The 24,896-nt window shown below is 61.5% G+C and carries 23 protein-coding genes; 5 read left to right on the top strand and 18 right to left on the bottom strand.

All coding sequences use genetic code 11. From position 1 onward, the window contains the following. Positions 1 to 19 precede the first annotated feature (19 nt). From NO934_RS16520 to aspS, 3 genes are all read right to left on the bottom strand, one after another. On the bottom strand, positions 20 to 2,302 hold the full coding sequence (locus tag NO934_RS16520; RefSeq protein WP_309161082.1) for an NADP-dependent malic enzyme: 2,283 nt from the start codon (positions 2,300 to 2,302) through the stop codon (positions 20 to 22). 79 nt (positions 2,303 to 2,381) lie between these two features. After that, positions 2,382 to 3,938, bottom strand: coding sequence for an EAL domain-containing protein (locus tag NO934_RS16515; RefSeq protein WP_309163749.1), 1,557 nt, complete (start codon positions 3,936 to 3,938; stop codon positions 2,382 to 2,384). 131 nt (positions 3,939 to 4,069) lie between these two features. Next, complete coding sequence (aspS, locus tag NO934_RS16510) at positions 4,070 to 5,854, bottom strand: aspartate--tRNA ligase (RefSeq protein ID WP_309161081.1); 1,785 nt, start codon at positions 5,852 to 5,854, stop codon at positions 4,070 to 4,072. 162 nt (positions 5,855 to 6,016) lie between these two features. Between aspS and rnd the strand changes: the two genes are divergently transcribed. Beyond that, positions 6,017 to 7,174: a ribonuclease D gene (gene rnd / locus NO934_RS16505; RefSeq protein WP_309161080.1), complete on the top strand. Its 1,158-nt coding sequence runs from the start codon at positions 6,017 to 6,019 to the stop codon at positions 7,172 to 7,174. 47 nt (positions 7,175 to 7,221) lie between these two features. On the opposite strand, the gene NO934_RS16500 is transcribed toward rnd, so the two are convergent. Genes NO934_RS16500 through NO934_RS16485 form a run of 4 tightly spaced genes read right to left on the bottom strand, consistent with a single transcriptional unit; the run spans position 7,222 to position 12,771 of the window. Continuing rightward, positions 7,222 to 8,763, bottom strand: coding sequence for a Ppx/GppA phosphatase family protein (locus NO934_RS16500; protein WP_309161079.1), 1,542 nt, complete (start codon positions 8,761 to 8,763; stop codon positions 7,222 to 7,224). After that, positions 8,760 to 10,940: an RNA degradosome polyphosphate kinase gene (locus NO934_RS16495; protein WP_309161078.1), complete on the bottom strand. Its 2,181-nt coding sequence runs from the start codon at positions 10,938 to 10,940 to the stop codon at positions 8,760 to 8,762. The genes NO934_RS16500 and NO934_RS16495 overlap by 4 nt, the downstream gene beginning before the upstream one ends. 29 nt (positions 10,941 to 10,969) lie before the next feature. Next, positions 10,970 to 11,650, bottom strand: coding sequence for a hypothetical protein (locus NO934_RS16490; RefSeq protein ID WP_309161077.1), 681 nt, complete (start codon positions 11,648 to 11,650; stop codon positions 10,970 to 10,972). Continuing rightward, positions 11,647 to 12,771, bottom strand: coding sequence for an AI-2E family transporter (locus NO934_RS16485; RefSeq protein WP_309161076.1), 1,125 nt, complete (start codon positions 12,769 to 12,771; stop codon positions 11,647 to 11,649). Before NO934_RS16485 ends, NO934_RS16490 begins: the two co-directional genes overlap by 4 nt. A gap of 132 nt (positions 12,772 to 12,903) precedes the next feature. On the opposite strand from NO934_RS16485, the gene purM reads away from it, so the two are divergent. The 3 genes from purM to NO934_RS16470 all read left to right on the top strand — a co-directional run bounded on the left by purM (position 12,904) and on the right by NO934_RS16470 (position 15,582). Beyond that, positions 12,904 to 13,980 carry a phosphoribosylformylglycinamidine cyclo-ligase gene (gene purM / locus NO934_RS16480; protein ID WP_309161075.1) on the top strand — a complete coding sequence of 359 codons (1,077 nt, stop codon included), beginning with the start codon at positions 12,904 to 12,906 and terminating at the stop codon, positions 13,978 to 13,980. After that, positions 13,977 to 14,570, top strand: a complete 594-nt coding sequence (gene purN / locus NO934_RS16475; RefSeq protein ID WP_309161074.1) for a phosphoribosylglycinamide formyltransferase — start codon at positions 13,977 to 13,979, stop codon at positions 14,568 to 14,570. Before purM ends, purN begins: the two co-directional genes overlap by 4 nt. A gap of 115 nt (positions 14,571 to 14,685) precedes the next feature. Beyond that, the gene (locus tag NO934_RS16470; RefSeq protein WP_309161073.1) at positions 14,686 to 15,582 is read left to right on the top strand and encodes a DMT family transporter; all 897 of its coding nucleotides are present in this window, start codon (positions 14,686 to 14,688) and stop codon (positions 15,580 to 15,582) included. Here the strand turns inward: NO934_RS16470 and NO934_RS16465 are convergent, their stop codons facing one another. The 6 genes from NO934_RS16465 to NO934_RS16440 form a co-directional block, all read right to left on the bottom strand. Then, positions 15,583 to 15,795, bottom strand: coding sequence for a hypothetical protein (locus tag NO934_RS16465; protein ID WP_309161072.1), 213 nt, complete (start codon positions 15,793 to 15,795; stop codon positions 15,583 to 15,585). A 36-nt stretch (positions 15,796 to 15,831) separates the two neighbouring features. Further along, positions 15,832 to 16,239, bottom strand: a complete 408-nt coding sequence (locus NO934_RS16460; RefSeq protein WP_309161071.1) for a VOC family protein — start codon at positions 16,237 to 16,239, stop codon at positions 15,832 to 15,834. Between the two features lie 54 nt (positions 16,240 to 16,293). Beyond that, on the bottom strand, positions 16,294 to 16,803 hold the full coding sequence (locus NO934_RS16455; protein WP_309161070.1) for a YqhA family protein: 510 nt from the start codon (positions 16,801 to 16,803) through the stop codon (positions 16,294 to 16,296). Between the two features lie 4 nt (positions 16,804 to 16,807). Then, positions 16,808 to 18,292, bottom strand: coding sequence for an Asp-tRNA(Asn)/Glu-tRNA(Gln) amidotransferase subunit GatB (gatB, locus tag NO934_RS16450; protein WP_309161069.1), 1,485 nt, complete (start codon positions 18,290 to 18,292; stop codon positions 16,808 to 16,810). A gap of 164 nt (positions 18,293 to 18,456) precedes the next feature. Beyond that, positions 18,457 to 18,972, bottom strand: coding sequence for a GNAT family N-acetyltransferase (locus tag NO934_RS16445; RefSeq protein WP_309161068.1), 516 nt, complete (start codon positions 18,970 to 18,972; stop codon positions 18,457 to 18,459). A 10-nt stretch (positions 18,973 to 18,982) separates the two neighbouring features. Then, on the bottom strand, positions 18,983 to 19,297 hold the full coding sequence (locus NO934_RS16440) for a chorismate mutase (RefSeq protein WP_309161067.1): 315 nt from the start codon (positions 19,295 to 19,297) through the stop codon (positions 18,983 to 18,985). A gap of 257 nt (positions 19,298 to 19,554) precedes the next feature. Between NO934_RS16440 and NO934_RS16435 the strand changes: the two genes are divergently transcribed. Further along, the gene (locus NO934_RS16435) at positions 19,555 to 19,812 is read left to right on the top strand and encodes a YjhX family toxin (RefSeq protein ID WP_309161066.1); all 258 of its coding nucleotides are present in this window, start codon (positions 19,555 to 19,557) and stop codon (positions 19,810 to 19,812) included. A 1,596-nt stretch (positions 19,813 to 21,408) separates the two neighbouring features. Here the strand turns inward: NO934_RS16435 and NO934_RS16430 are convergent. From NO934_RS16430 to gatC, 5 genes are all read right to left on the bottom strand, one after another. Next, complete coding sequence (locus tag NO934_RS16430) at positions 21,409 to 21,723, bottom strand: hypothetical protein (RefSeq protein WP_309161065.1); 315 nt, start codon at positions 21,721 to 21,723, stop codon at positions 21,409 to 21,411. Between the two features lie 75 nt (positions 21,724 to 21,798). Beyond that, a complete protein-coding gene (locus tag NO934_RS16425; RefSeq protein WP_309161064.1) occupies positions 21,799 to 22,572 on the bottom strand; it encodes a pentapeptide repeat-containing protein in 774 nt (257 codons plus the stop codon). Further along, positions 22,563 to 24,047 carry an Asp-tRNA(Asn)/Glu-tRNA(Gln) amidotransferase subunit GatA gene (gatA, locus tag NO934_RS16420; protein WP_309161063.1) on the bottom strand — a complete coding sequence of 495 codons (1,485 nt, stop codon included), beginning with the start codon at positions 24,045 to 24,047 and terminating at the stop codon, positions 22,563 to 22,565. The genes NO934_RS16425 and gatA overlap by 10 nt, the downstream gene beginning before the upstream one ends. Then, positions 24,044 to 24,538: a GNAT family N-acetyltransferase gene (locus NO934_RS16415; protein ID WP_309161062.1), complete on the bottom strand. Its 495-nt coding sequence runs from the start codon at positions 24,536 to 24,538 to the stop codon at positions 24,044 to 24,046. The genes gatA and NO934_RS16415 overlap by 4 nt, the downstream gene beginning before the upstream one ends. Positions 24,539 to 24,541: 3 nt before the next feature. Next, positions 24,542 to 24,829: an Asp-tRNA(Asn)/Glu-tRNA(Gln) amidotransferase subunit GatC gene (gene gatC / locus NO934_RS16410; protein WP_309161061.1), complete on the bottom strand. Its 288-nt coding sequence runs from the start codon at positions 24,827 to 24,829 to the stop codon at positions 24,542 to 24,544. Positions 24,830 to 24,896: the final 67 nt, after the last annotated feature.

The following is a 24,896-nucleotide window of genomic DNA, read 5'->3' as shown; positions in this document are numbered from 1 at the left end:
CACCAGGCGCCCTTTTGTTTCAGCTCCTGAGAGCCAGGCTCTCGTTCGCGGTGATCGCCGTCATGTTGACGATCCCGCGGCTGGTGACCGAGGGCGCCAGGATGTGCGCCGGGCTCCGCGTACCCATGAGGATCGGCCCAACCGGAAGTGCGTTGTTCATTTCCTTTAGCAAGGTCATGGAAAGATTAGCGCTTTCCAGATTTGGGAACACCAGCAAATTGGCTTCCCCCTTGAGCACCGTATCGGGAATATAGCGTTCCCGCAGCGACTGGTTGAGCGCAAGATCGCCCTGCATCTCCCCTTCCACGATCAGGTCCGGTGCCACTTCCTTGAGCGTGCGATACGCCTGCTGCATCTTCTCGGACGTATCCCCCTCGCGCGAACCGAAGTTCGAATAGCTCAGCAGCGCGGCACGCGCCTCGATATTGAACCGCTTGAGGTGGTCGCGCGCCTGCAATGTGATCGACACGATCTCGTCCGGCGTCGGATCGATGTTCACATAAGTGTCCGCCAGGAAGAACACGCCGCGGGGCATGATCAGCATGGAAAGCGCCGAGGCATCGGAAACGCCATCGGAAAGCCCGATCACCGATTTGATGTCGCGCACATGCTTGATGTAGCGCCCCTGCAATCCACAGATCAGCCCATCGGCCTCCCCGCGCTTGACGGCCAGCGCGCCGATCACCGTCGTATTGGTGCGTACGATGGTGCGCGCCGTATCCGGCGTCACCCCGCTGCGCCCCACCAGCGAGTGGAAGAGCGAGACGTAATCGCGGTAACGCGGATCGTCTTCGGGGTTGATGACCTCGAAGTCCTTGCCCGGCGTCAGTGCCAGCCCGAAACGTTCGATGCGCTGCTCGATGACGAACGGGCGACCGATGAGGATCGGCTGGGCAATCCCCTCTTCCAAAACCACCTGCGTCGCCCGCAGCACCCGCTCGTCCTCGCCATCGGCAAACGCGATGCGCTGGCCCGCCCCCTTGGCGCGCTCGATCATTGGCTTCATCACCATGCCCGAGCGGAAGACGAAGCGGTTGAGGCTGTCTTTGTAGGCGTCGAAATCGGTGATCGGCCGCCGCGCCACCCCGGAATCCATCGCCGCTTTGGCGACGGCCGGCGCAATGCGCAGGATCAGCCGCTGATCGAACGGATTGGGGATGAGATAGTCACGGCCAAAGGTCGAGGGGGCGCCAGGAACCGCTTCCAGCACCGGCTCATGGGCCAGCTTGGCGATCGCATGCGCCGCCGCCGCCTTCATCTCCTCGTTGATCGTGGTCGCCCCCACGTCGAGCGCTCCGCGGAAGATAAAGGGGAAGCACAGGACGTTATTGACCTGGTTGGGATAGTCCGACCGCCCGGTGCAGATCATCGCGTCCGGGCGCTCTTCCTGAGCGATTTCCGGCATGATTTCAGGCACCGGATTGGAGAGCGCCAGAATCAGCGGATTTTCCGCCATGTCCTTTAGCATCTCGCGCTTGAGCGCACCGGCCGCCGAAAGCCCGAGGAAAATGTCGGCACCCTCCATCACCTCGGCGAGCGAGGTCTTGTCGCTGTCCTGGGCAAAAGCGCCGCGCCAGCGGTCGACCGAATTGTCGCGGCGCGTAGTCACCAGTCCCTCGCGGTCCGCGACCCAGATGTTCTCGCGCTTGGCCCCGACCGCCATCAGCATGTTGAGGCAAGCGATCGCCGCCGCGCCGGCGCCCGAAGTACAGATCTTGACCTTGGAGATGTCCTTGCCGGCGATCCGGAGTCCATTGAGTACCGCTGCGGCAACGATGATCGCCGTGCCGTGCTGGTCGTCATGGAACACCGGGATCGGCATACGCTCGCGCAGCGCCTCCTCGATCTCGAAGCAATCGGGTGCCTTGATGTCCTCGAGGTTGATGCCACCGAAGCTGGGCCACATGGGCGCGACGGTTTCGATGAACTTCTTGGGATCCTGTTCGTCGATCTCGATATCGATGGAATCGATGCCGGCGAACTTCTTGAACAGAACCGCCTTGCCTTCCATAACCGGCTTGGAGGCCAGTGCACCGATATTGCCCAGCCCCAGCACGGCGGTGCCGTTGGAGATCACCGCCACCAGGTTGCCACGCGACGTGTAGAGTGCCGCCGCTTGGGGATCCTCTGCGATTTCCTCGCACGGAGCAGCCACGCCCGGCGAATAGGCCAGCGCGAGGTCGCGCTGGTTGGCGAGCGGCTTGGTTGCCGTGATCTCGATCTTGCCGGGCTTGGGATACTGGTGGAAATGCAGTGCGGCTTCTTTGAGCGCCTTCTGCGGATCGCGCGGTTCGTCGGTCATGCCGTCTCCTCAGGATTAGCGGCGAGATACGTGCCACCAATCGGGCGAAAAGGAAAGGCTCACAGCCCTAATTCTTCGCCTAGGCGACGGCAAATCCCGGCTCGAGATTGCTTTCGTGTCCAACCGGTTTGAGAGCATTGGCGAGAACGAGGAACGCCGAAAGTTTCATAGGCGGTGCAAACAGGTATCCTTGCGCAAAAACAACGTTCCGGGCGCGCAGATAAAGCGCCTGTTCCTGTGTCTCGACGCCTTCGGCCACGATCTCGATATCGAGTTCGCGCGCCATGGCGATCAGTCCGTCAATGACCGGCACAGGCGTACGCGGGTCCTTGATCATTTCGACAAAGATCTTGTCGATCTTAATGATGTCGATGCCCAATGTCTGCAGATAGGCCAGGTTGGAATGCCCCGTTCCCGCATCGTCCATGGCAATACGTACACCAAGCTTGTGCATGGCCGTCATCACCCGGTTCGCGGCGGCCTTGTCGTCCAGGGGACGGCGCTCAGTGATCTCGAACACCAACTGGCGGTAAGATATCCCGCTCCCCTCGAACACGGACTGGATGTCATCAACGATCGAGCCATCCCGGAAATGCCCCTCGAAGAGATTGATCGAGACTTTGAATTCGGGCACCTGGCGGCAGATGTCCTCCAGGTCGTATCGAACCTGCTCCATGAGGCTCAGCGTCATGGGAATGGCCAGCCCCGACATTTCCGCATAGTCGATAAAAACTCCAGGCGGAATGATTTCGCCATTCTTCTTCACCCATCGGATGAGCACCTCGCATCCTGTCAGCTTACCAGTCTTGAGGTTGATGACAGGCTGGTAATAGGGCTTCATCTCGCCGGCGACGATGGCGCGCTCGAGATCAAAGACGGCAATATCCGCCTTGCGTGCATACTGGATGGCGAGCACCAAGGTCAGCATGCCAAGGAAGCACGCCACGACGTTGAACCCCACATCGAGCGGCGAATAGTCGGCTCTGACCAGCGCGAAGGAAATTGCCGCCTCCGCCTTGAGTGGAATTTCACCCGCAAACGACCGGGCAAAGAGGTAGTCGCCGCGTTCGGCCTCCTGCTCGACAGCCGCATCTCCCCGCAGCAGAATGGACGTGCCGCTGGTCAGCGCCACCTGCAAATAATCGATCTCGGCGGTCAGCGACATCGCTTCCCGCAATAGCATCGGAGAAGCGATCACCAGCGCGGAAACGGCCCGGTCCCGTCCGAAAGACTGGGTAATCTTGAGAAGCGGCGTTTGACGGCCTTCAAGCGTCACCACACTCAAGGTTTCCGTGAATCCTGGAATTGCCAGGTTTTCGGAAAGCGTGCGATAGCGCACCGTCTGGTCGAAAGCTGCGCAGTACTGCACCCCGTCGTCGTTCTCGACGATCACCTGCCGCAAAAACGGATTTGCCCCCAGCTCCGCGCCCACATTCTGGAGAAAAGTCGTGGCGCATAGGGAAGGACTGTTCGCCAGTATGCGGCGAAGCGACTGCACGCCGTCCTGCACCGTTTCCTGCGCGTCGTGCGTAATGGCGTCGACAAGCACCTGCAAATTGCCGGTTTCGCGCGCCTTGACATAGCCGTCGAGCACATGATCGACCGCCGCCACCGGCAGAAATGCCAGCAGCGTCACGACAAGCAACACTATCTGCGAAAAACGCGACCGCAAAGATTTTGCCCGCTGTATCGAACCCTTGGGGCCGACACTAGCGGGCAAGCGTTTAATCGCGGATTAAGCCGCAGCTCTTTCCGGCAAGAGCTTGTTTAGCCGCCCTTTTTCTCCGCCGGCAGGTTGAGCCGCAGATGCAGCTCGCGCAACTGGCGAGCCGAGGCTTCGCTGGGCGCACCCATCAGCAGGTCTTCGGCCTGCTGGTTCATCGGGAACAGCGTGATCTCGCGCAGGTTCTGCACCCCGCACAGCAGCATCACGATGCGGTCGATGCCGGCCGCCATGCCACCATGCGGCGGGGCTCCGTACTGAAAGGCACGGTAGAGGCCGCCGAAGCGTTCCTCGACGTCCTGACGCGACAGCCCAACCTTCTCGAACGCGGCGATCATCGTCTCGGGTTCCTGATTACGAATGGAGCCGGAGGCGATCTCATACCCATTGCAAACTGCGTCATACTGGTATGCCTTGATGGAAAGAGGATCCTCTCCATCCAGCGCCTCGCGGCCGCCCTGTGGCATAGAGAACGGGTTGTGCGCGAATTCGAGCTTCTTCTCGTCCTCATCCCATTCGTAGAACGGAAAATCGACGATCCAGCACAGTGCGAAGGCGTTGAGGTCGACCAGTTCGAGATCGGTGCCCACTTTGGTGCGCGCGGCGCCAGCGAAATTGTAGAACTTTGACGGCACACCGCAGACAAAGAACACGGCATCGCCGTCATTGAGCCCGAGCTGGGCGCGGATGGCTTGCGTGCGCTCCTCGCCGATATTCTTGGCGATAGGACCGGACCCCGCTCCATCCTTGAAGAAAATATAGCCCAACCCCGGCTGCCCCTCGCCCTGCGCCCAGGCATTCATGCGGTCGCAGAATGCGCGGCTGCCGCCAGTAGGCGCAGGAATGGCCCAGACCTCTACCTTGGGATCGCCGGCGATCTGGTTGGCGAACACCTTGAACCCGGAATCACGGAAATGCTCGGTGACGTCCTGCATTTCGATAGGATTGCGCAGGTCCGGCTTGTCCGAACCGTATTTGCGGATTGCCACATCATAGGGAATGCGCGGGAATTTCTGAGTGACGGTCTTGCCGTCGGCGAATTCCTCGAACACGCCACGGATGATCGGCTCCATCGTCTCCCAGACTTCTTCCTGGGTGACGAAGCTCATCTCGACGTCGAGCTGGTAGAATTCGCCCGGCAGGCGGTCGGCGCGCGGGTCTTCATCGCGGAAGCACGGCGCGATCTGGAAATAGCGGTCGAAGCCCGCCACCATCAGCAATTGCTTATATTGCTGCGGCGCCTGCGGCAGCGCGAAGAACTTGCCCGGATGGATGCGGCTGGGCACCAGGAAATCGCGCGCGCCCTCGGGTGAAGACGCCGTCAGGATGGGGGTCGAATATTCCCCGAACCCGATCTCGTCCATGCGCCTGCGCATGGAGGAAATGATCTTGGTACGCTTAACGATGTTGGCGTGCAACGTTTCGCGTCGCAGGTCGAGGAAGCGGTAACGCAGACGCGTGTCCTCGGGATAGTCGGGTTCGCCGAACACCGGAAGCGGCAGCTCAGCCGACTTGCCCAGCACTTCGATCTCGCGGATGAACACTTCGACTTCGCCCGTCGGCAGGTTCTTGTTGACCGTCTCGGGCGTACGGGCCTTCACCTCGCCATCGACGCGGATCACCCATTCGGCGCGCACGGCCTCGGCATCCTTGAACGCGGGCGAATCCGGATCGATCACGCATTGGGTAAGGCCATAGTGATCGCGCAGGTCGATGAACAGCAGCCCCCCGTGATCGCGGATACGGTGCACCCATCCAGACAGGCGTGCTGTCGAGCCGACGTCGGCCTTTGTAAGCTGAGCGCAGGTGTGCGAACGATAGCGATGCATCACGAAAAGTCTTTCCGGAAACGGAGTGGGAATTTAGTGCCGGAAAAGCGCATGCGAGGGCCCTGTTGTCAAGCGTGACAACAAATGAACGCGCCGCCTTTGCGGCTGGCGAGCATTGCTGATAGGAAAACATCCAATTTCTTTGAACTGGATACCGACTCAATGCAGGTCATCACATCGACCGGGGCGCTCGAGGCTTTTTGCAAGGACGCTGCGACCTACGATTTCGTCACCGTCGATACCGAATTCTTGCGCGAAACCACCTATTGGCCGAAACTCTGCCTCATCCAGGCCGCAACGCCCGACCGTGCCGTAATCATCGATCCGTTTGCCGATGGCATCGATCTTGCGCCCTTCGCCGCGCTGCTTGCCAACGAGCATGTCACCAAGGTGTTTCACGCCGCGCGGCAGGATATCGAGATTTTCGTCAAGCTGTTCGGCAGCGTACCGCATCCGCTGTTTGACACCCAGGTGGCAGCCAGCGTCTGCGGCCACGGCGATTCGGTATCCTACGACAATCTCGTGCGCGCGGTCGTCGGCGAACAGATCGACAAGAGCTCGCGCTTCACCGATTGGTCGCACCGCCCGCTCACCGAAAAGCAACTTGATTACGCGTTGGCCGACGTTACCCATCTGCGCAACATCTACGTCCAACTCCGCACCGAGATAGAAAAGACCCGCCGCGGCGCTTGGGTTGCCGACGAGATGGCTGTGCTCGAAAGCATGGACACCTATATCGTCCAGCCCGAGGACGCCTGGAAGCGCGTCAAGGCACGTGTCAACAAGCCCCGCGATCTTGCGGCCCTGCAAGCTATCGCCGCCTGGCGCGAGCGCCGTGCTCAGGAAAACGACCAACCGCGTGGCCGTATCCTCAAGGATGATGCGGTCGCCGAACTCGCTGTTCAGCGCCCGACCACCCCGGATGCATTCGAAAAACTGCGCGTCGTGCCACGGGGCTATGGCCGCTCCTCGGCTGCCGCCGAGCTGATCGCCATCATCAAGTCCGTGGAAGCCGCCGATAAGGCCAGCCTTCCCAAGATTCCCGAACGTCCTCGCGGCCCTTCGCCCAAGGGCGCCGTCGGCGACCTGCTGCGCGTCTGGCTCAAGGCTGTTGCCGACACCAATGGCGTCGCCACCCGCATCATCGCCAGCTCCGACGACATCGATGCCATCGTTCTCGACGACAATGCCGACGTCCCTGCCCTCAAAGGCTGGCGCCGCAAGCTGTTCGGGGAAAAAGCCCTGGCGATCAAACACGGCCGCATGGCCCTCGCCGCCACCCGCAAGGGTGTGGTGGAAGTGCCGATCGATCCTCTCTGATATCTTTGGCCGGTGAACCGCCTGTCCGGGGACTCGTACCGCAGCCTCTAGTCGACCTGAATCGTACCTTCCTTGAGCCCCGACTCAATGGCGAGCTGCCGCTGGCGGCCCCGCATTCTGTCGCCGTCGAGAAACGCAAGATCGGCCGGCAGGTGCAGAACCAGCGTCTTTCCATCCACTGAAAAACGCGTACGTGGCAGAATTCCCGGCATGGCGGCCGTTAGGGGATAAGCCACGCGGAAATAGGCGGCGATCAGTCGCGCCCGCTGTCCAAGATCCGGCCCGGCCAGATCCAGCAGCTTGGCGCTGGCGCTTTTTTGCTTGAATCCCATGTAGCGGAAGGCAAGCGTCTGGGCGAGAAAGGCCCGTCCGCCGTGGTCGATGCCCACGATATCGGAAAACGCCACCATCTGGATGCTCTGCTCGCCGCGATAATCGGGATGCGCGCGCCAACCGATATCGGACATATAGCATGCAGCCTCGCGCAGCCGCTTCTGATCTGGCGTTTCCTGCACGTCGATCAGCTCGAACAGTGCCGCGCTCCCCCCAATCAGATCGCCGGCGAATTCCGGAGCCCGAGACCGTAGCGTCGAGATTTCCTCGGCTGCCTGCAGCAGCGGATCGATCGCTTTGTCCTCCTCGCTCAGCCGGTCATAGAGGTAGCCCTCGCGAACCCCGAGCGCGGAGAAAACCACTTCCTCGAACTTGCCGGTCCGCAGCACCTCGGCGAGCACCGCCGCTCCGTAAGGCAGCAAATCCTTGCGCGAACCCGAAACGGTCTCGATCCCCTTGACCAGCTTCTTGTCGCCACTGCTCTCGATCAGCGCATCGCACAGGGGCAGTATATCTTCAGTGCGAACCGTATAGTCCTGCACCATGTGCAGCGGGTAGTTGCACCGCACCTGATGGAGCTTTGCCAGCGCACGCCAGGTGCCCCCGATCGCCGCGAAAGACTTGTATTTGCCAGGCGTCAGCAAGTTGGACTGCTTGAGCCGCTCCCTGGCTATCCCGCCAGCCTTTCCCGGTGTCATCTGCGTATCGTCCTGCAAGCGGATGACTCCGAGCTGGTGCGTCTCTCCACCGGTGTCATGCCCGTGGTCGACCATGGCGAGTTCGAGACTGCCGCCACCCAGGTCGCCGACGATCCCCTGAAACCCGGGCATGCCCGAAACGAGGCCATAGGCTGCAAAGTGAGCTTCTTCCGCCCCACTGAGCACCCGCACCGGCACGCCGATGATGTCCTCGACCGCCCGCGCGAACTCCGGGCCGTTCTCCGCTTCGCGGGTAGCCGAGGTCGCGATGGGGTAGATCTCGCCCACCTCGGTCAGCCGGCACACCATGGCGAACCGCCTGATGGCCTTGAGCGCGTTTGCCATCGAGGTATCGGCAAGCCGTCCGGTCGCGGCAACACCACGACCGAGCGTACTTGCGGATTTTTCGTTGTAGAGGACCGTCAAGGCCCTGGCCAGCCGTTCATAAACGACAAGGCGTACCGAGTTCGAACCGATGTCGAGCACCGCAACGGGCTTTGCCCCCGCGATGCGCCCCTGGCCTGCAGGATCGGATTCGAGGCTCCAGAATCGTATCAAAGGTCGCTGTCCTCATCCTCGCCATCCCCGTGCAATGCGCTGCCGCGCCCGGACAGGGACGGATTGGTCATGAAGTAGTCATGGGCGTTGAAAGGCTCCTCGCCTTCCCCCGGCGCGACGCGCTGGGCCGTCCCGTCGGGCAGCACCTCCCAGCTCTGCTGGTTGTCGCGCAGGTTCGCTACCATGATTCTGTCGAGAATCTGCCGATGCACCGTGCGGTTTTTGATCGGCACCAGCGTTTCCACCCGCCAGTCGAGATTGCGCGGCATGAGATCGGCCGACGAGATATACACCGCAGCCTCGCGCGAAGGCATCTCGCCCCCATTGCCAAAACAATAGATACGCGAGTGCTCGAGGAAGCGACCGACGATCGACTTGACGCGGATATTGTCCGAAAAGCCCGGTATCCCCGGCCGCAGGCAGCAGATGCCGCGAACCACCAGTTCGACTTTCACCCCGGCCTGGCTCGCATTGTAGAGCGCATCGATAAGCTCGGGATCGACAAGCGCATTGCACTTGAACCAGATCGCCGCCGGCTCGCCCCGGCGCGCCAGTTCGATCTCGGCCGCGATGTGGTCCATCAATGTCTGGCGCAGCGAGAACGGCGAGATCGAAATGGCTTCGAGCTCGCTGGGCCGCGCATAGCCGGTGATGAAGTTGAAGACGCGCGCCACATCGCGCGTGATCACCGGATCGGCGGTGAAATAGGAAAGGTCTGTGTAGATCTTGGCGGTGACCGGGTGATAGTTGCCCGTTCCCACATGGCAATAGGAAACGAGCTTGCCCTTTTCGCGCCGCACCACCTGGCTCAGCTTGGCGTGGGTCTTGAGCTCGATGAAGCCAAACACCACCTGCACGCCCGCCCGTTCGAGATCGCGCGCCCAGCGGATATTGGCTTCTTCGTCAAACCGCGCCTTGAGTTCGACCAGCGCCGTCACCGACTTGCCCATCTCCGCCGCCGCGATCAGCGCCTTGACGATGGGGGAATCCTTGGATGTGCGGTAAAGCGTCTGCTTGATCGCCACCACATCGGGGTCGCGAGCCGCCTGCGCCACGAACTGGGCCACCACGTCGAAGCTTTCATACGGATGGTGGACGACGATGTCCTTTTCCCGGATCGCGGCGAAGCAATCGCCATGATGGTCTCGGATGCGCTCAGGGAAGCGCGCGTGATAGCGCGGGAATTTCAGCTCCGGCCGGTCAAGATCGTAGATCTTGCCCGCATCGGCGAGACCCATGAACCCATCGACCTCGAAGGTATCCTCCTGGGAAATTCCCAGTTCCTCCGCAATAAGGCGCTTGAGCGATCGCGGCATGGAGCGCTCGATCTCGAGGCGGATGACCTGCCCGCGCCGACGCTGCCGCAAAGCGGATTCGAATTCGACCACGAGATCGGCCGCCTCGTCGTCGATTTCGATCTCGCTGTCGCGCACGATCCGGAAAGCGCCGAACCCGACGACATTGTAACCGGGAAAGATCTTGTGGAAGAACAGTTTGACCATCGTTTCGACGGTCACCATCTCCACCTGCCGGTCCGAGATCGCCTTGGTCGGCAGCTTGATGAAGCGGTCGAGATTGGAAGGAATGCGCACCAGCGCCGTCAGGCGCGAATTGTCCGTCGCCCGGTCCAACTGGAAGGCCAGCGAGAAGCCCAGGTTCGGAATGAACGGGAACGGGTGCGCTGGGTCCACGGCGATCGGGGTCAGAACGGGGAAAATCTCTTCCCGGAAGATTTTCTGCAGGAAATCCACCTGCTCGGGCGACAGATCGTCGGCTTCGTGGATGACGATGTTCTGCTCAAGAAGCTCTTCACGGATCGACTGCCACTGGTCCTGCTGCTCGATATGCAGGTGCTGGGCCAGCGTGGTGATCTCCTCGATCTGCTCGGAGGGGGTCATCCCATCGGCGCTCTGGCGCGGCAGGCCGGCGCGCAATTGCCCCTTGAGGCCCGCGACGCGCACCATGAAGAATTCGTCGAGATTGTTCGCCGAGATCGATACGAACCGCAGCCGCTCGAGCAGCGGATGGTTCGGATTGGCCGCCTCTTCGAGCACGCGCATGTTGAACTGCAGCCAGCTCACTTCGCGATTGACGAACCGTGCCGGGCTTGTCCGCAGCGCCTCGATATCGGGCGTTACGTCCTCGCTCGCGTGCTGCTCATATGCCATATCGTCCATAATCTGAGCCCTTCCGGTCGCCTTGCGACTTATCTAACGTTGGAGCGGATGTTGAGCGCTTCGGCGGCAATGGTGCGCGTGATCGCCCGTCCTCGCGACAGTGACAGCCGGTCGAGCAGTTCCACCAGCGCAACGACCTCCTCGGAAGAGCGTTCCATACGCCCCACCAGATAGGAGATCACTTTCGGATCGACCGACAATTGCCTGTCGGCGAACAACTTCACGAACATCTGCGACAACAAGATGTCATCAGGCGCCGTGAGCGAAAAGTGCGCCGCCAGGCGCGCCCGGGATTTGACGTCGTTGGTGCGGTACGGCCATTCGGCCACCGGTGTCTGCGCAGTCAGCAGCAACGGGCGGTCGTCACGCATGGACTGGTTGAGCAGGTGGAACAATCCCACTTCATCGTAACCCGCCCGATCCGCATCTTCGATCAGAACCGGCTGCCGCCCGCCTGTCGCCGCCAGCGCCTCGACACCCTCCGGTTCGGCGACAAGAGCTTGCGCCCGCGCCACCCAGATGCGCGCCAGATGCGATTTGCCCGATTTCGGCGGTCCAACCAGAAGCGTAAGCGGCGCGGGCCAATCGGGGAACGCCATGACGTGCTCGAAGGCAAGCTCGTTGCCCTCGCACACCATGAAATCGTCTTCGCTCTGGGCCTCGACATGTCCCAGTTCAAGAACGAGCTGTTCCTTGGCAGCCATCGTCACGGCTCGGCATCCGTCTTCGGTTGTATGATCGGCGAGGACTGGGTCGGTGAAATCACCAGTTTGCTGTCCGGGTCGTAAAGCGGGCTGGTCTTATACTTGGTTACCGCCCAGCGCACCAGAACTCCGCTTATCGCCGCCAGCGGCACCGCGATGATCACGCCGACCGCCCCGAACAGTACCGCGAACGCAAACAGCGAGAACATCAGCCACACCGGATGCACGCCGATGCTGGATCCGACGAGCTTGGGATAGAGCACGTTGCCCTCGAGGAACTGCCCAAAAAGATAGATCCCCAAAATCACCGCGATCATGATCCAATCCGGCCAGAACTGGACGAGCGCAACGCCCATGGAAAGCACGAATCCGATCAGCACGCCGACATAGGGAATGAAGCTGAAAAGACCGGCAATCAGCCCGATCGCCAGCCCGAAGCTTAGCCCGGCCAGCGAGAGGGTCGCCGCATAATAGATCGCCAGAATACCCACGACTGCGCCCTGCCCGCGCACGAACCCGGCCAGGGCGCGGTCCATGCTCTTGAACAGCGCCCGCATTTCCGAGCGATGCGCGGGCGGGAAAAGGTTATCCACGCTTTCCACCATGCGGTCCCAATCGAGCAGCAGGTAGAAGGCCACCACAGGTGTCACGATCAAAACGCCGATGGTGTTGATGATGCTCATCGACTGCTGCATCACCGTCCCGGTGATCCCGGTCAGCATGCCGATACTGTCGGCGAACATCTGTTCGAGCCCGCGCTCGAGTTCCTGGAGCCGCTCCGGGCCAATCCACTGCTCGAGCCGGGGAATCATGGTTTCGATAAAGCTCTGAAGCTGCTGCACATAGCCCGGAATATTCCGCGCCAGCCCGAAACCCTGCTGAATCAGCAGCGGAACGATCAAGAGGAAGGCGGTAACCAGCAGCAACAGCGCGATCAGCATCACGATCAGCGCGGCGGCTGCACGGCGGACCTTGTGCTCCTCAAGCCAATCGACGAACGGGTTGAGCAGATAAGCGAGAGTAATGCCCAGCACGAACGGCAGCAGGATGCCGCGGAAAACCCACAGCAGCAGCCCGAAAAAGACGAGAAGGACAATCCAGGCCGTTATCTGGTTCTTAAGTGACATGGCGGTCCTTGCACGAAACGTTGCGAGCCGGTATCAGCCTTCGACATACCGAGCCCGCGCGGGCCAATCAACGTTAAACTGGTGCTTGGGCGGCCACGCCGGCACCTCACCCAAGGATAGCGTTCCAAGCTCATGTCCGACGACGCAAACCTGCCATCAAACGGACTCTCCTACAAGCAGGCCGGCGTCGACATCGATGCCGGGAATGCCCTCGTCGAAGCCATCAAGCCGGCCGTCAAATCCACGCGCCGTCCGGGCGCCGATGGCGAAATCGGGGGCTTCGGCGGCCTGTTCGATCTGAAGGCCGCGGGCTTTTCCGATCCCGTCCTTGTTGCTGCCAACGACGGCGTGGGCACCAAGCTGCGCATCGCGATCGAGGCGGGCCTGCACGATACCGTCGGCATCGATCTGGTTGCCATGTGCGTCAACGATATCGTCGTCCAGGGCGCCGAACCGCTGTTCTTTCTCGACTATTTCGCCACCGGCGTGTTGAACGTCGAACAGGGCACGGCCATCGTCAACGGCATCGCCGAAGGCTGCCGCCAGGCCGGCTGTGCGTTGATTGGCGGCGAAACGGCCGAAATGCCCGGTATGTATCATGGCGGCGATTACGATTTGGCCGGTTTCGCCGTAGGCGCCGCCGAGCGCGGCACTCTGTTGCCCCGCGCCGATATCGCAGCCGGTGACAAGCTGGTGGCCATCGCCTCCTCGGGCGTGCACTCCAACGGCTTTTCGCTGGTGCGCAAGATCGTTTCCATGTCGGGCCTCGACTGGTCCGATGATGCCCCCTTCGCGCCGGGCACCAGCCTGGGCCAAGCCCTACTCACCCCGACCAGGATTTACGTCAAGCCTATCCTTGCCGCATTGAAGGCCGGTATCGGCATCAAGGCCCTGGCTCACATCACAGGCGGCGGGTTTCAGGAAAACATTCCCCGCGTTCTCCCCGGATCGCTCGCCGCAAAGGTCGATCTTGGCGCCGTTTCCACGCCCAAGGTGTTTGGTTGGCTGGCCCGGCAAGGCAACATCGCGGAACGCGAAATGCTGCGCACCTTCAATTGTGGCGTCGGCATGCTGATTGCCGTTAGTGCCACGGACGCCGAAGCGCTCGTTGCCCATCTCGAAAGTCAAGGCGAAACAGCGAGCATCGTCGGCGAACTCGTCGAACGCACTGGTGATGCCATCGAATTCACCGGCGCCCTGTCCCTATGACAGCAAAAAAGCGTGTCGCCATCCTGATATCGGGCCGCGGCTCGAACATGACTGCGCTCATCAACGCTGCGAAATCTCCGGATTATCCCGCAGAGATCGTTGGCGTTTTCTCCAATCGCGTTGCCGCGCCCGGTCTGGACGTCGCCCGCGCCGAAGGCATTCCGACAGCTACGCTGGCGCAGAGCAGTTTCGCGTCCCGCCTCGCCTTCGACGAGGCCCTGACCGGGATCCTTGAAGGCTGGGATGCCGATATCGTCTGCATGGCTGGCTTCATGCGCATCCTTACGCCCGAGTTCACCAATCGCTGGCTGGGCAGGGCGATCAACATTCACCCTTCGCTCCTTCCCGCCTACAAGGGCCTCGACACACACGCCCGTGCTCTTGCCGATGGCGTCACCGAAGCCGGCTGCACCGTTCATTTCGTGACTCCGGGACTTGATGAAGGCCCTGCCATCCTCCAGGCCCGCGTCCCTGTCCATCCCGGCGATACCCCCGATGACCTCGCCGCACGGGTCCTCGTCGAGGAGCACCGGCTTTACCCCGAAGCCCTGCGCCTTCTCGCCAGTGGTCAAGTCGCCTACCCTCAATGAGGTCAAATCCGGGTCGCGACCATCACCCGATTTGATACCCCTATTGCCATAACTGCTTCGACAAGTCCGGCGCGAAGGCGTACCCTCCGCGCTCCAACCAAATGGCTGACTTAAAATGGCAACGCGCGACTGGATCTGGATCGGCTTCCTCGGCGCGATCTGGGGATTTTCTTTTATTTTCAATGCAATCCTGATTCGCGAGCTTGGCCCCATGTGGGTTTCCTGCCTGCGCGTGGCCATCGGCGCCCTTGGATGCTGGGTGGCTGTCTTGGCGCTTCGCAAGGCTGTCCCGCGCGATCCTGTACTCTGGGTCAAGCTCGGCCTGCTCGGCGTCCTCGCCTACGCAATTCCCTTCGCGCTCTTCCCGCTCGCCCAGGCCAATCTCGCCAGCGGCGTCGCCGCCATCATCAACGCCCTGACGCCGATCATGACCGTCATCGTTTCCCATTTCTGGCACGACGGCGAACGGGCCACCCGGCACAAATCGCTTGGCGTGGTCGCCGGCTTCACCGGCGCGGTGATCCTTGCGTCTCCAGCCTTGGCGGCGGGCGGCAATTCCCAGCTTTGGGCCATTGGCGCGTGCCTTATGGCAACGATCTGCTACGCCCTCTCGCTCAACATCACCCGCAGCTTCAAGGCTGTCGAACCAACAGTGTTCGCCGCGATCGCGCTGACCGGAGCCGCCGTCATCGCCGCTCCTGTCGCTTTCCTGAGTGAAGGCGCACCTGTCATCACGCAGGCCGAAACCTGGGGCGCTGCCCTCGCGATCGGGCTGGTCGCGACTGCGTTCACCTTCCAGATCATGTACCGCATCCTGCCGCGCGTGGGCGCCACCAATTTCTCGGCAACGACCTTCATCGCCCCGGTTTCGGCGATCGTTTTCGGCTTTCTCCTTCTCGGAGAGACGATCCAGCCCACCCATCTCATCGGCATGGTGGCCATCTTCATCGGCCTCTTGATGATCGATGGCCGCCTGCCCCGCTGGCTCGGCATGCGCCGCGCCGCGGGCTGATCAGGACCTGACCGGCTGGATCGGGTCGGTCGGATTGGGCGGTATCTCCGGCGCCGGCGGATGCGGCACCGGATCTGACGGGTCCGGAATGGGACTGTCAGGCTGGGGCGGCACTGGATCGGTGTCCGGGTTGGGAATCGGCGGCACCGGATCGGGATTGGGAACGTCAGGCCCCGGATCGGGTCTTGGTTGGCCGGGCTCTGGATTGGTCATGGCGAATCTCCGTGTCGTCACGAAAAACGGCTCAGACTACGACCTGTTCCCGTATTGCTCGGTCGGCGAGGAAATATCGACCACAAGGCTATTGGGATCGCGCACCACCATCCGCGTCTGTCCATAATTGGTCGGCATCGGCTCCTCGACGATATCGACTCCCATTTCCCTGGCGCGCTCGTGCGCCGCATAGACGTCGTCGACCACAATGGTGACGTAGCTGCCCTCCATGTGCCCTCGCGCCGAGCGCGGCACGTTCTCATGCACCTGGTCGATGACGCCCAGCTCGTACTGCAAGGCATCCAGCAAGCCGTTCGGGGTCAGCGTGATGTACCAATCGCTGGTGTAGATGCGCTTGAGACCGCAGAGCTGCTCGTAAAAGCTGGCGGTCTCCTCCACATCGCGGGCCAGGACATTGAAGATGATCCGTTTGGTTGTGGGCATTTGCGAACTCCTCATCGAGTTCGGGCAACGCCCCTGCCGCGCGACCAGTTCCGCCTAATGGGTGTCGATCTTGCTCAGGAAGTAGGTCAAAGCCACGATTACCAGAGCCACAGCCACGCCCAGATAGGCAATGTCGGCGCCCACCGTCCAGGTCAGCGCCCGCCCCAGAAAATAGACCGACATCACCGTAATCACCACACCCACCAATTTGGACTTCAAATCATCCAGCGTCGTGATCTTGAGCCAGGGCGGCAACTTGAGATCCTGGTGGAAGTAAAGCTGGTAAAGCCCGAGCGAAACCACCTGAACCACGGTCGCAAGCAAGAACAGGTCCACGATCTCGATGGCGAGCAGCAAAATGCCGTCATGGCTCGGCGCGTGCTCGGTGTTGAAGAACAACGCATCGACGAAGTGCCAAGTCTCGATCGCCCCATAGACGATCAGCGCCACGGCGGCGAGCTGGATCGCGACGACGGGAACCAGCATCACCAGCCGTACGCCGGTGCCCAACGCCCTGGAAAATGGCTGCGCCGCGTCCGCCGGTCGGTTCTCGGTCCCGCTCATCGCCCTACTCCAGCCCGAGTTTGGCTTTGAGGATTTCGTTGACGGCCTGCGGGTTGGCCTTGCCGCCTGTCTGCTTCATTACCTGTCCCACGAACCAGCCCAGCAGCCCCGGCTTGGATTTGACCGCTTCCACCTGCCCCGGATTGCCCGCGATGATCTCGTCGACGATCTTTTCGATCGCTCCGGTATCGGACACCTGCTTCATGCCGCGCTGTTCGACGATCTGCGCCGGATCACCGCCTTCGGACCAGACGATCTCGAACAGATCCTTGGCGATCTTGCCCGAAATCTCTCCCTTGGAGATAAGATCGATGACCCCGCCCAGTTGCTCGGCGCTCACCGGGCTGTCGACAACCGCGACGCCCTCCTTGTTGAGGCGCCCGAACAGCTCGTTGATCACCCAGTTGGCCGCGAGCTTGCCGTCACGCCCCTCCGCGACCTTCTCGAAGAAATCCGCCGAGTCGCGATCGGAAACCAGCACCGAAGCGTCGTAGTGCGAAATCCCGAAGCTCTCGATGAAGCGATGGCTTTTTTCGTCCGGCAGTTCGGGCAGATTCTGCGCCAGCATCTCGATGAAGGCATCGTCGAATTCGAGCGGCAGCAGGTCCGGATCGGGGAAGTAGCGGTAATCATGCGCTTCTTCCTTGGAGCGCATCGAACGGGTCTGGCCCGTCTTGGGGTCGTAAAGCCGCGTCTCCTGGTCGATGGTCCCGCCATCCTCCAGAATGTCGATCTGCCGCCGCGCTTCGTATTCGATCGCCTGGCCGGCGAACCGCACCGAGTTGACGTTCTTGATTTCGCAGCGCGTGCCGAACTCTCCGCCCGGCCGGCGCACGGAAACGTTGATGTCCGCCCGCATGGAGCCCTGCTCCATATTGCCGTCGCACGTACCCAGATAGCGCAGGATCGTCCGCAGCTTGGACAAATACGCCTTGGCCTCTTCTGAAGACCGGAGATCGGGCTTGGAAACGATCTCCATCAGCGCCACGCCCGAGCGGTTGAGGTCGACAAAGCTCATGTTCGGGTGCTGGTCGTGGATCGACTTGCCCGCGTCCTGCTCGAGGTGCAGCCGCTCGATCCCGATCTCGACCTCCCCGTCCTCGCCCATGTCGAGCAGCACCTTGCCCTCGCCCACGATGGGGTCCTTGAACTGGGAGATCTGATAGCCTTGCGGCAGGTCGGGATAGAAATAGTTCTTGCGGTCGAACACCGAGCGCTTGTTGATCTTGGCCTTGAGTCCCAGCCCGGTGCGAACCGCCTGACGCACGCATTCCTCGTTGATCACCGGCAGCATGCCGGGCATGGCGGCATCGACGAAGCTCACATTGGCATTGGGCGGATTGCCGAACTCGGTGGACGAACCCGAGAAAAGCTTGGATTCGGAGGTCACCTGAGCATGCACCTCCATCCCGATCACCATTTCCCAGTCGCCCGTGGCGCCGGAGATGAAATATTTGGGGTTGGGCGTGCGTGTGTCGACGATGCTCATGCGATACCGAATCCTGTGGCGGACAAGCGTAAGTCAGGACTGACTTATCTCAGATTTCACTGGTGGGGATAAATCAAACGCGGAAGCGAAGCTAGGGCCTGTCCTCATAAATATCGCACTCCAAAGGGCGCGTCGTGAGCGCGATATTTATGAGGACGGGCTCCTTAGTGGGCGGCGACCACCAATTGCTTTTCCATGCGCACTTTTTCGATGCGTTGGCCCAGCATGCGCGAGAATTTCACCCCGCGCCATATGATGCCATAGCCCTCGCGGGCATAGAAGCGGATCGCGCCGCCGTTTTCGGCATGGGTTTCGAGCACGCTGACATCGTATCCAGCCCGGAATATATCCTGCTCGACAGCGTGCAGCAGCGTACGTCCCACACCCTGGCGCTGATGCCCCGGCGCCACCCAAAGATCGGAGATATAGGCGCTCATCGGCTCGCGGGCGCCCCAGCCCAGAAGCGCACCGTCCTTTTCGGCCACGGTGATCGCCGGGCTGGCATTGATGCAAAAGAGCTGGAAGGAAAGTTCGAGCGCGGCGCGCTCGGCTGCCAGCGCATCATCGCTTTCTGGATTGATGATGTGGCGCATGCTCGAATCCCAGGACGCGAAGGCCAGCCTGCCGAGTTTGTCGGCTTCGGCGATGGAGGCACGGCGGAGCGTAAGATCGTCGAGCATTTGGCGCGCTCTACTTTTTCCGGGTCCGGGCGATGATGATGCCCTTTTCGTAGTTAATGTTCCAGTCAATTAGTGTGCGCCAGAGCAATTCGGCTTGGTCTTCATCCAGATCGTGCGCCAGCGCCCGTTCGCGTACCTTGCCGATCACGCCTTCGATTCGGGCCGGATCGTTGGCCTCATGCGGATCGGTCTTGATCTCGGCCATCCGCGTCACATAGGCGTGCCGTTCCGCGAAAAGCTCGATGAGCGCCCGATCGATCCGGTCGATCTCGGCGCGCACATCTTCCTTGGTCTCACATTCAGCGGGCAGCTTTATGGCGGTCATGGCAAAATCCTGATTATCTTCCGATGCAGGTGTGCATCGCGAAACGATGATTTTCAACCACCCCGTTCGGCGGACTTGCGCACCTCCCCGGCCCGCCATATCTTCGCACCTCATGTGTAATCTGTCTGAGCTCCGCTAAAGCCCGGCGCAAATGCGGCCGGGCTGAGAATCGAACCCACCGGCCTCCCCTGCGCGATGCGGGGCGGAACGGTTTCGATTGGCTGGCGGCCTTCCGCCACGACGACAGACAGGCATCAATGGACATCTCCCGAGACGAACAGCGCGTGCTGCACGCGCTGGCCCAGGGCGGCTATATCCACCCCATCAAGGACGCACGCGGCAAAATCGCCGACATCGAGTGCTACAACCGCGACGGCTGGCTTTTGACCCAGTGCGACATGGCACTTTTCAAAAAGCTCCGCCGCCGAAAGACCATCGCGTCGCAAAACGGCGGTCCTTACCGCATCACCCGCCGCGGCATCGAACTGGTGCGCGGGCAGGTCGACAATCGCTGAAGCCTCCTCTGGTGGCGGGCGTGCGCAAGCTCCGCACGCGGCGCCCGCTGCGGTTGTGAACTTTGATTGGTCGTGTTCCCGAACCGGAAAACCGGTTCCCACTTTTCCTGGGAACACTCCCGATAGACGGCATGGGGCGATGAACGCCTCGTGCTGTATTTTGTTAGTATGAAGCGATCATCGCCCCATGCGTCCGGGATTTTGGGCTTATGGCGGCGTTCTCGGGCTGGGGGTTGTTGAGAGTTTTTAGTGGGTCGGTTGGTCGAACCGAAAAAGTGGGAACCACTTTTCCTGCCAACCTCCCGCCCGTCCCCTCGCTGCCCCTCCGGGTTTCCCCGGTGCGACGTGGGAGTGATTGGATTGGTGCTCCGCTCACACCTTTTATCCACATCCGGCCATCTGTCCGCTTTGGGCCTTCCCCACGGCGACCCGCGAGGAACCCGAACCGATCCCGCCCAAACGTTCGTAGCGCTTGCGTCCATATGCGCGGGATCGTGAGGGGGAGTATGGGGCAAGCGCAGGGGGCGGGGATAAGTTTTTTGCGCGGGTGTCTATGGAAGCTCAGCGCCCCCCTCATCCCCAGCCCTTCTCCCACCAGGGGAGAAGGGGGCTCTTGGGGCATGGTCCTGAGAGAAGCCAGGAGCTCTGTGCTTGTGTTTACCCCATTACCCTTCTCCCCTGGTGGGAGAAGGTGGCCGCGAAGCGGTCGGATGAGGGGGCTCGGCATATCAGCGGCCACCATGGCGGTTGTTGAAGCTCAGCGCCCCTTCATCCGCCCTCCGGCCTGCCATTCGAGCCCCCGCCTTCGCGAGGGGCAGGCTCCGCTCTCACGGCCTTCTCACCAGGGGAGAAGGGGCTCTCGGAGGAGCGTTACGGCTGGGGCTCAGGCGCTGAGTGTACTGGATCCCGGCTCAAGGCCGGGATGACGGTGGGGGTGGTATGATGGTGGGGATAAGCAGTTGGGCTGCTGGAGACCTCGACGGTGGAGCGTGGTGAGGGCCGGAGGCGGGGCAGCGCCCGGCCTTACCCCCACCGTGTCACCCCGGGCTTGACCCGGGGCGAGGTATGCGCGCCGTTCTCGGCTCTTGCCATGACGCAAGCTCAGCGCCCCCCTCATCCCCAGCCCTTCTCCCACCGGGGGAGAAGGGGGCTCTTGGGGGAGCGTTGATGAATCAATCCGGCATTGGGAGGCTTAGCTATGTTGTCACTCTCTGCGGCGGAGCGTGTTGAGAGGCTATTGCTGGATTCCGGGACTAAATCCCGGAATGACACGAGATTGGTAAAGGGCACCGCATTGCCTTCCCTCCAGCTTGTCATTCCGGGGCTCGTCCCCGGAATCCAGCAGCAGCGCATCCGCGTGCGGAGAGGTTGAGGGGATACATTTCTGTTGAGGGGGTGGAAGCCTTGCGGGTCTCCGGGTCGATCCCAGGATCAAGTCCGGGGACGAAGGCTACGAGGGGAGAGGGTGCGGCAAGAGCCGCCCCGCCCCAGGTTCAGCCTGAAGCAAACTCAGCCTGTCATTCCGGGACAAGCCCGGAATCCAGCAACAGCCCTCAACACGCTCCCTCGGGCGCAGCGGGCGCCGCGTGCGCGCGCCTAATGCTTCGGCGCGTCCGAAAGCGTCATCGCCATGTGCTCCCATTCCTGGGAGACCGAGGGCGCGCTGCGGCGCTTGCCGGCGCGGCGATACCAGTAGTCGGCGTTGCCCATATCCGCTTCGATCCAGTGCAGCAGAGCGTGCACCCAGTCGAACGCCTGCACGCCCTCCATCTGCTGGACGATCCGATGCGCTTCTTCCCATTCGGGACCCATCCTGAATTCGCCCTTCCTGATCCACCACAGCGCCTGTAGCGGCAAGGAAAGATCCTTTGGAGGGCTCGACCAGTCGTGAGTGGTAAAGATATCGGACATGACGTTCTGTGTTTACCGGACGATAGAGTGAAAAGTTGAGTTAACGGCTGAAGCGCCAGAGTGCAACATGGTGACTCAACGGGTCCGCGGAAAGACCCTGATGCCCAAGGGCCGGACGATATCGGTCAATTGTTCGGCGGAAACCTTGATCCCCTCGAAGCTGGCAAGCCCGGTGATGTCGATGCCCATGACCATCGCGCCGCGCAGATCCGCGTCATCGAGAATAGCGCCGTTGAAATTGGCTTCGCTGAGGTCGCAATCCCTGAAATCCGCGCTCGATGCCGAAATCTGCCGCAAATCGGCCTGTCGCAGGCTGGATTCGGCAAACAGGCAATCATCGAGTTTGGCCTGCCTGAAGCTCGCCATATCGAGCAGCGTTGCGATGAACCGCACCCGCGAAACGGCGACGCGCCCGCCCGCCGTCTTGGCAAACCGCGCATCCTCGAAATCGGCTCCCGCCGCCTTGCAGCTTTTGAAGGTCGTGTCGAACAGGCCCGCAAGTCCGAAGCGCGCCATGGCCAGGTTGCAGTTTTCGAACGTCGCGCCTTCGAGATCGGCGCGGGAGAAATCACACCCCTCTCCCGCCTCGGCATCGAAGAACGAACAACCCGAAAAGCTAGCATCGGTCAGGTTGGCGCCGGCAAAGCGCACGCGCTCGAAAGTGCATCCATCGAACTTTGCCCCCGCCAGTTCGGCATCGGCGAGACTGGCCCCCTCGAAACGGCAATGGCGCGCATTGAGCGCGCCATTGGGAAGGTCTGTCCAGTCGATGGCCGAAAGATCGGCATCCTCGACCGATTTTCCGGCAAGGATCAGCTCCTCGAGCTGGCCTTGCGAGATCACCACCATTTTGCCGGCGCCAGATCCAGCGCCGCGCTCTTTTCGATCACCCGACCGGCCGCGAACAGGGTTTCCTCATCGAACGGTTTGCCGATGAGCTGCAGCCCCAAGGGAAGCCCCTGCCCGTCCTTGCCCGCCGGCACAGCGATCCCCGGCAACCCGGCCATGTTGACGGTGACTGTGAAGACGTCGTTGAGATACATCTTGACCGGGTCGGAATGCAGTTCCTGATCGGCAATCCCGAATGCTGCCGAAGGCGTCGCCGGCGTGAGGATAGCGTCGACACCCGCGTTGAAGGCATCTTCGAAGTCGCGCTTGATCAGCGTGCGAACTTTTTGTGCCCGCACATAATAGGCGTCGTAATATCCCGCCGAGAGCACATAGGTGCCGATCATCACCCGGCGCTTGACCTCGCGGCCGAACCCTTCGGCCCGGGTCAGCTCGTACATATCGGTGATGTCCTTGCCCGAAACGCGCAATCCGTATTTCACGCCGTCGTAACGGGCAAGATTGGACGACGCCTCCGCCGGTGCGACGATGTAATAGGCTGGCAGGGCATATTTGGTGTGCGGCAACGAGATGTCCTTGACCGTCGCCCCTTCCGCCTTGAGCCATTCGAGCCCCTGCTGCCAGAGCTTTTCGATATCCCCGGGCATTCCCTCCATGCGATATTCCTGCGGCACGCCGATGGTGAGGCCCTTGACGCCCCGTTCCACCGCCGCCGCGAAATCGGGAACAGCCATATCGACGGAGGTGGAATCCTTGGGGTCGAACCCTGCCATCGACTGCAGCATCAAAGCCGAATCCTCGACCGTACGCGCAATCGGCCCGGCCTGGTCGAGCGAGGAAGCGAATGCAACCACACCCCAGCGCGAGCAGCGGCCATAGGTTGGCTTGATGCCCACGGTGCCGGTGAACGCCGCCGGCTGGCGGATCGATCCGCCCGTGTCGGTCGCCGTCGCACCGGCGCAGAGCCATGCCGCCACCGCGGCTGCCGAGCCACCAGACGAGCCGCCGGGCACCAGATCCTTATTACCCGCCTCGCCGCGCCAGGGATTGACCACCGGACCGTAATAGGAGGTCTCATTGGACGATCCCATGGCGAACTCGTCCATGTTGAGCTTGCCCAGCATCACGGCGCCATCGCGCCAGAGGTTGGAGGTGACGGTCGACTCGTATTCGGGCTTGAACCCATCGAGAATATGGCTGGCCGCCTGGGTGTGAACGCCCTTGGTCGCAAACAGGTCCTTGATTCCCAGCGGGACGCCTTCGAGCGGACCCGCCTCGCCCTTGGCGATGCGATCGTCGGAACTCTTGGCCATCTCCCACGCCTGCTCGGCGGTAACGGCGATATAGGCATTGAGCTTCTCATTGCCTGCCTCGATGGCCGTCACATAGGCATCGGCAGCTTCGAGCGCGGTGAATTGCTTGGCGGCAATGCCATCGCGCAGGGCTTTGAGGCTCAAACGGGTAAGATCGGTCACGGAATAACCCTTTCGGACGGCGCCTGGGCGAGCGCCTTTTCGTAAAATGCTGAATACTGGCTGTCGGGATAATCGAGGAAGGCGCCGCAACGGGTGAAGCCATTGCGCTCATAGAGCCGCCTGGCAGGTTCAAACCCCGCCACATTGCCGGTCTCGAGCTTCAACGTCCCGATGCGCTTCTCGCGCGCCAGCGTTTCGATCGCCTGAAGCAGGGCAACGCCGACACGTTGTCCCCGCACTTCGGGAAGCGTGTACATTCGCTTCACCTCGGCAAGATCGGAGTTGAAGACCTTGAACGCACCCATTCCCACTGGCTTGCCCGCCTCGTCGCGGGCGATGAACACGGTAGTGTCTTCACCGGCCATTTGCTCCACGGTCATCTGGAACTGGAACTCGGGTGGCGAAAGGGGGTTGAGATACGCGTTGAGCGCCTTGACCAGCGCCCGCACGTCATCCTGCAGTGGCGTCTCGATGGCAATCGTTACGGCCACTGCCTACTCCACGACCTTGGGGACCATGAAGAAATTGTCTTCCGAGATCGGAGCGTTGGCCACGATCTTTTCAGCATATCCGCCCTCGGTGACCTTGTCGTCACGGCGGCGAAGCTGCATCGGGGTCACCGACGTCATCGGCTCGACGCCCTCGACATCGACCTCACCGAGTTGCTCGACAAACCCGAGAATGGCGTTGAGCTCACCTTCGTAGGCCGCGACCTCTTCTTCGGTAATCCTGATGCGGGCGAGACGACCAATGCGCCTTACGGTATCGGCATCGACCGACATGTGCGTCTCCTAGACAATATTCGAAATCCTACAGCGGCTTTTAGCAATGGCATTCCGAGAATGGCAA

It is taken from the genome of Pelagibacterium sp. H642, from assembly GCF_031202855.1.
In the GTDB taxonomy this organism is placed as follows: Bacteria; Pseudomonadota; Alphaproteobacteria; order Rhizobiales; family Devosiaceae; genus Pelagibacterium.
The sequence above is the reverse complement of the archived record's forward strand: the minus strand, read 5'-3'. Positions and strand labels throughout refer to the sequence as shown.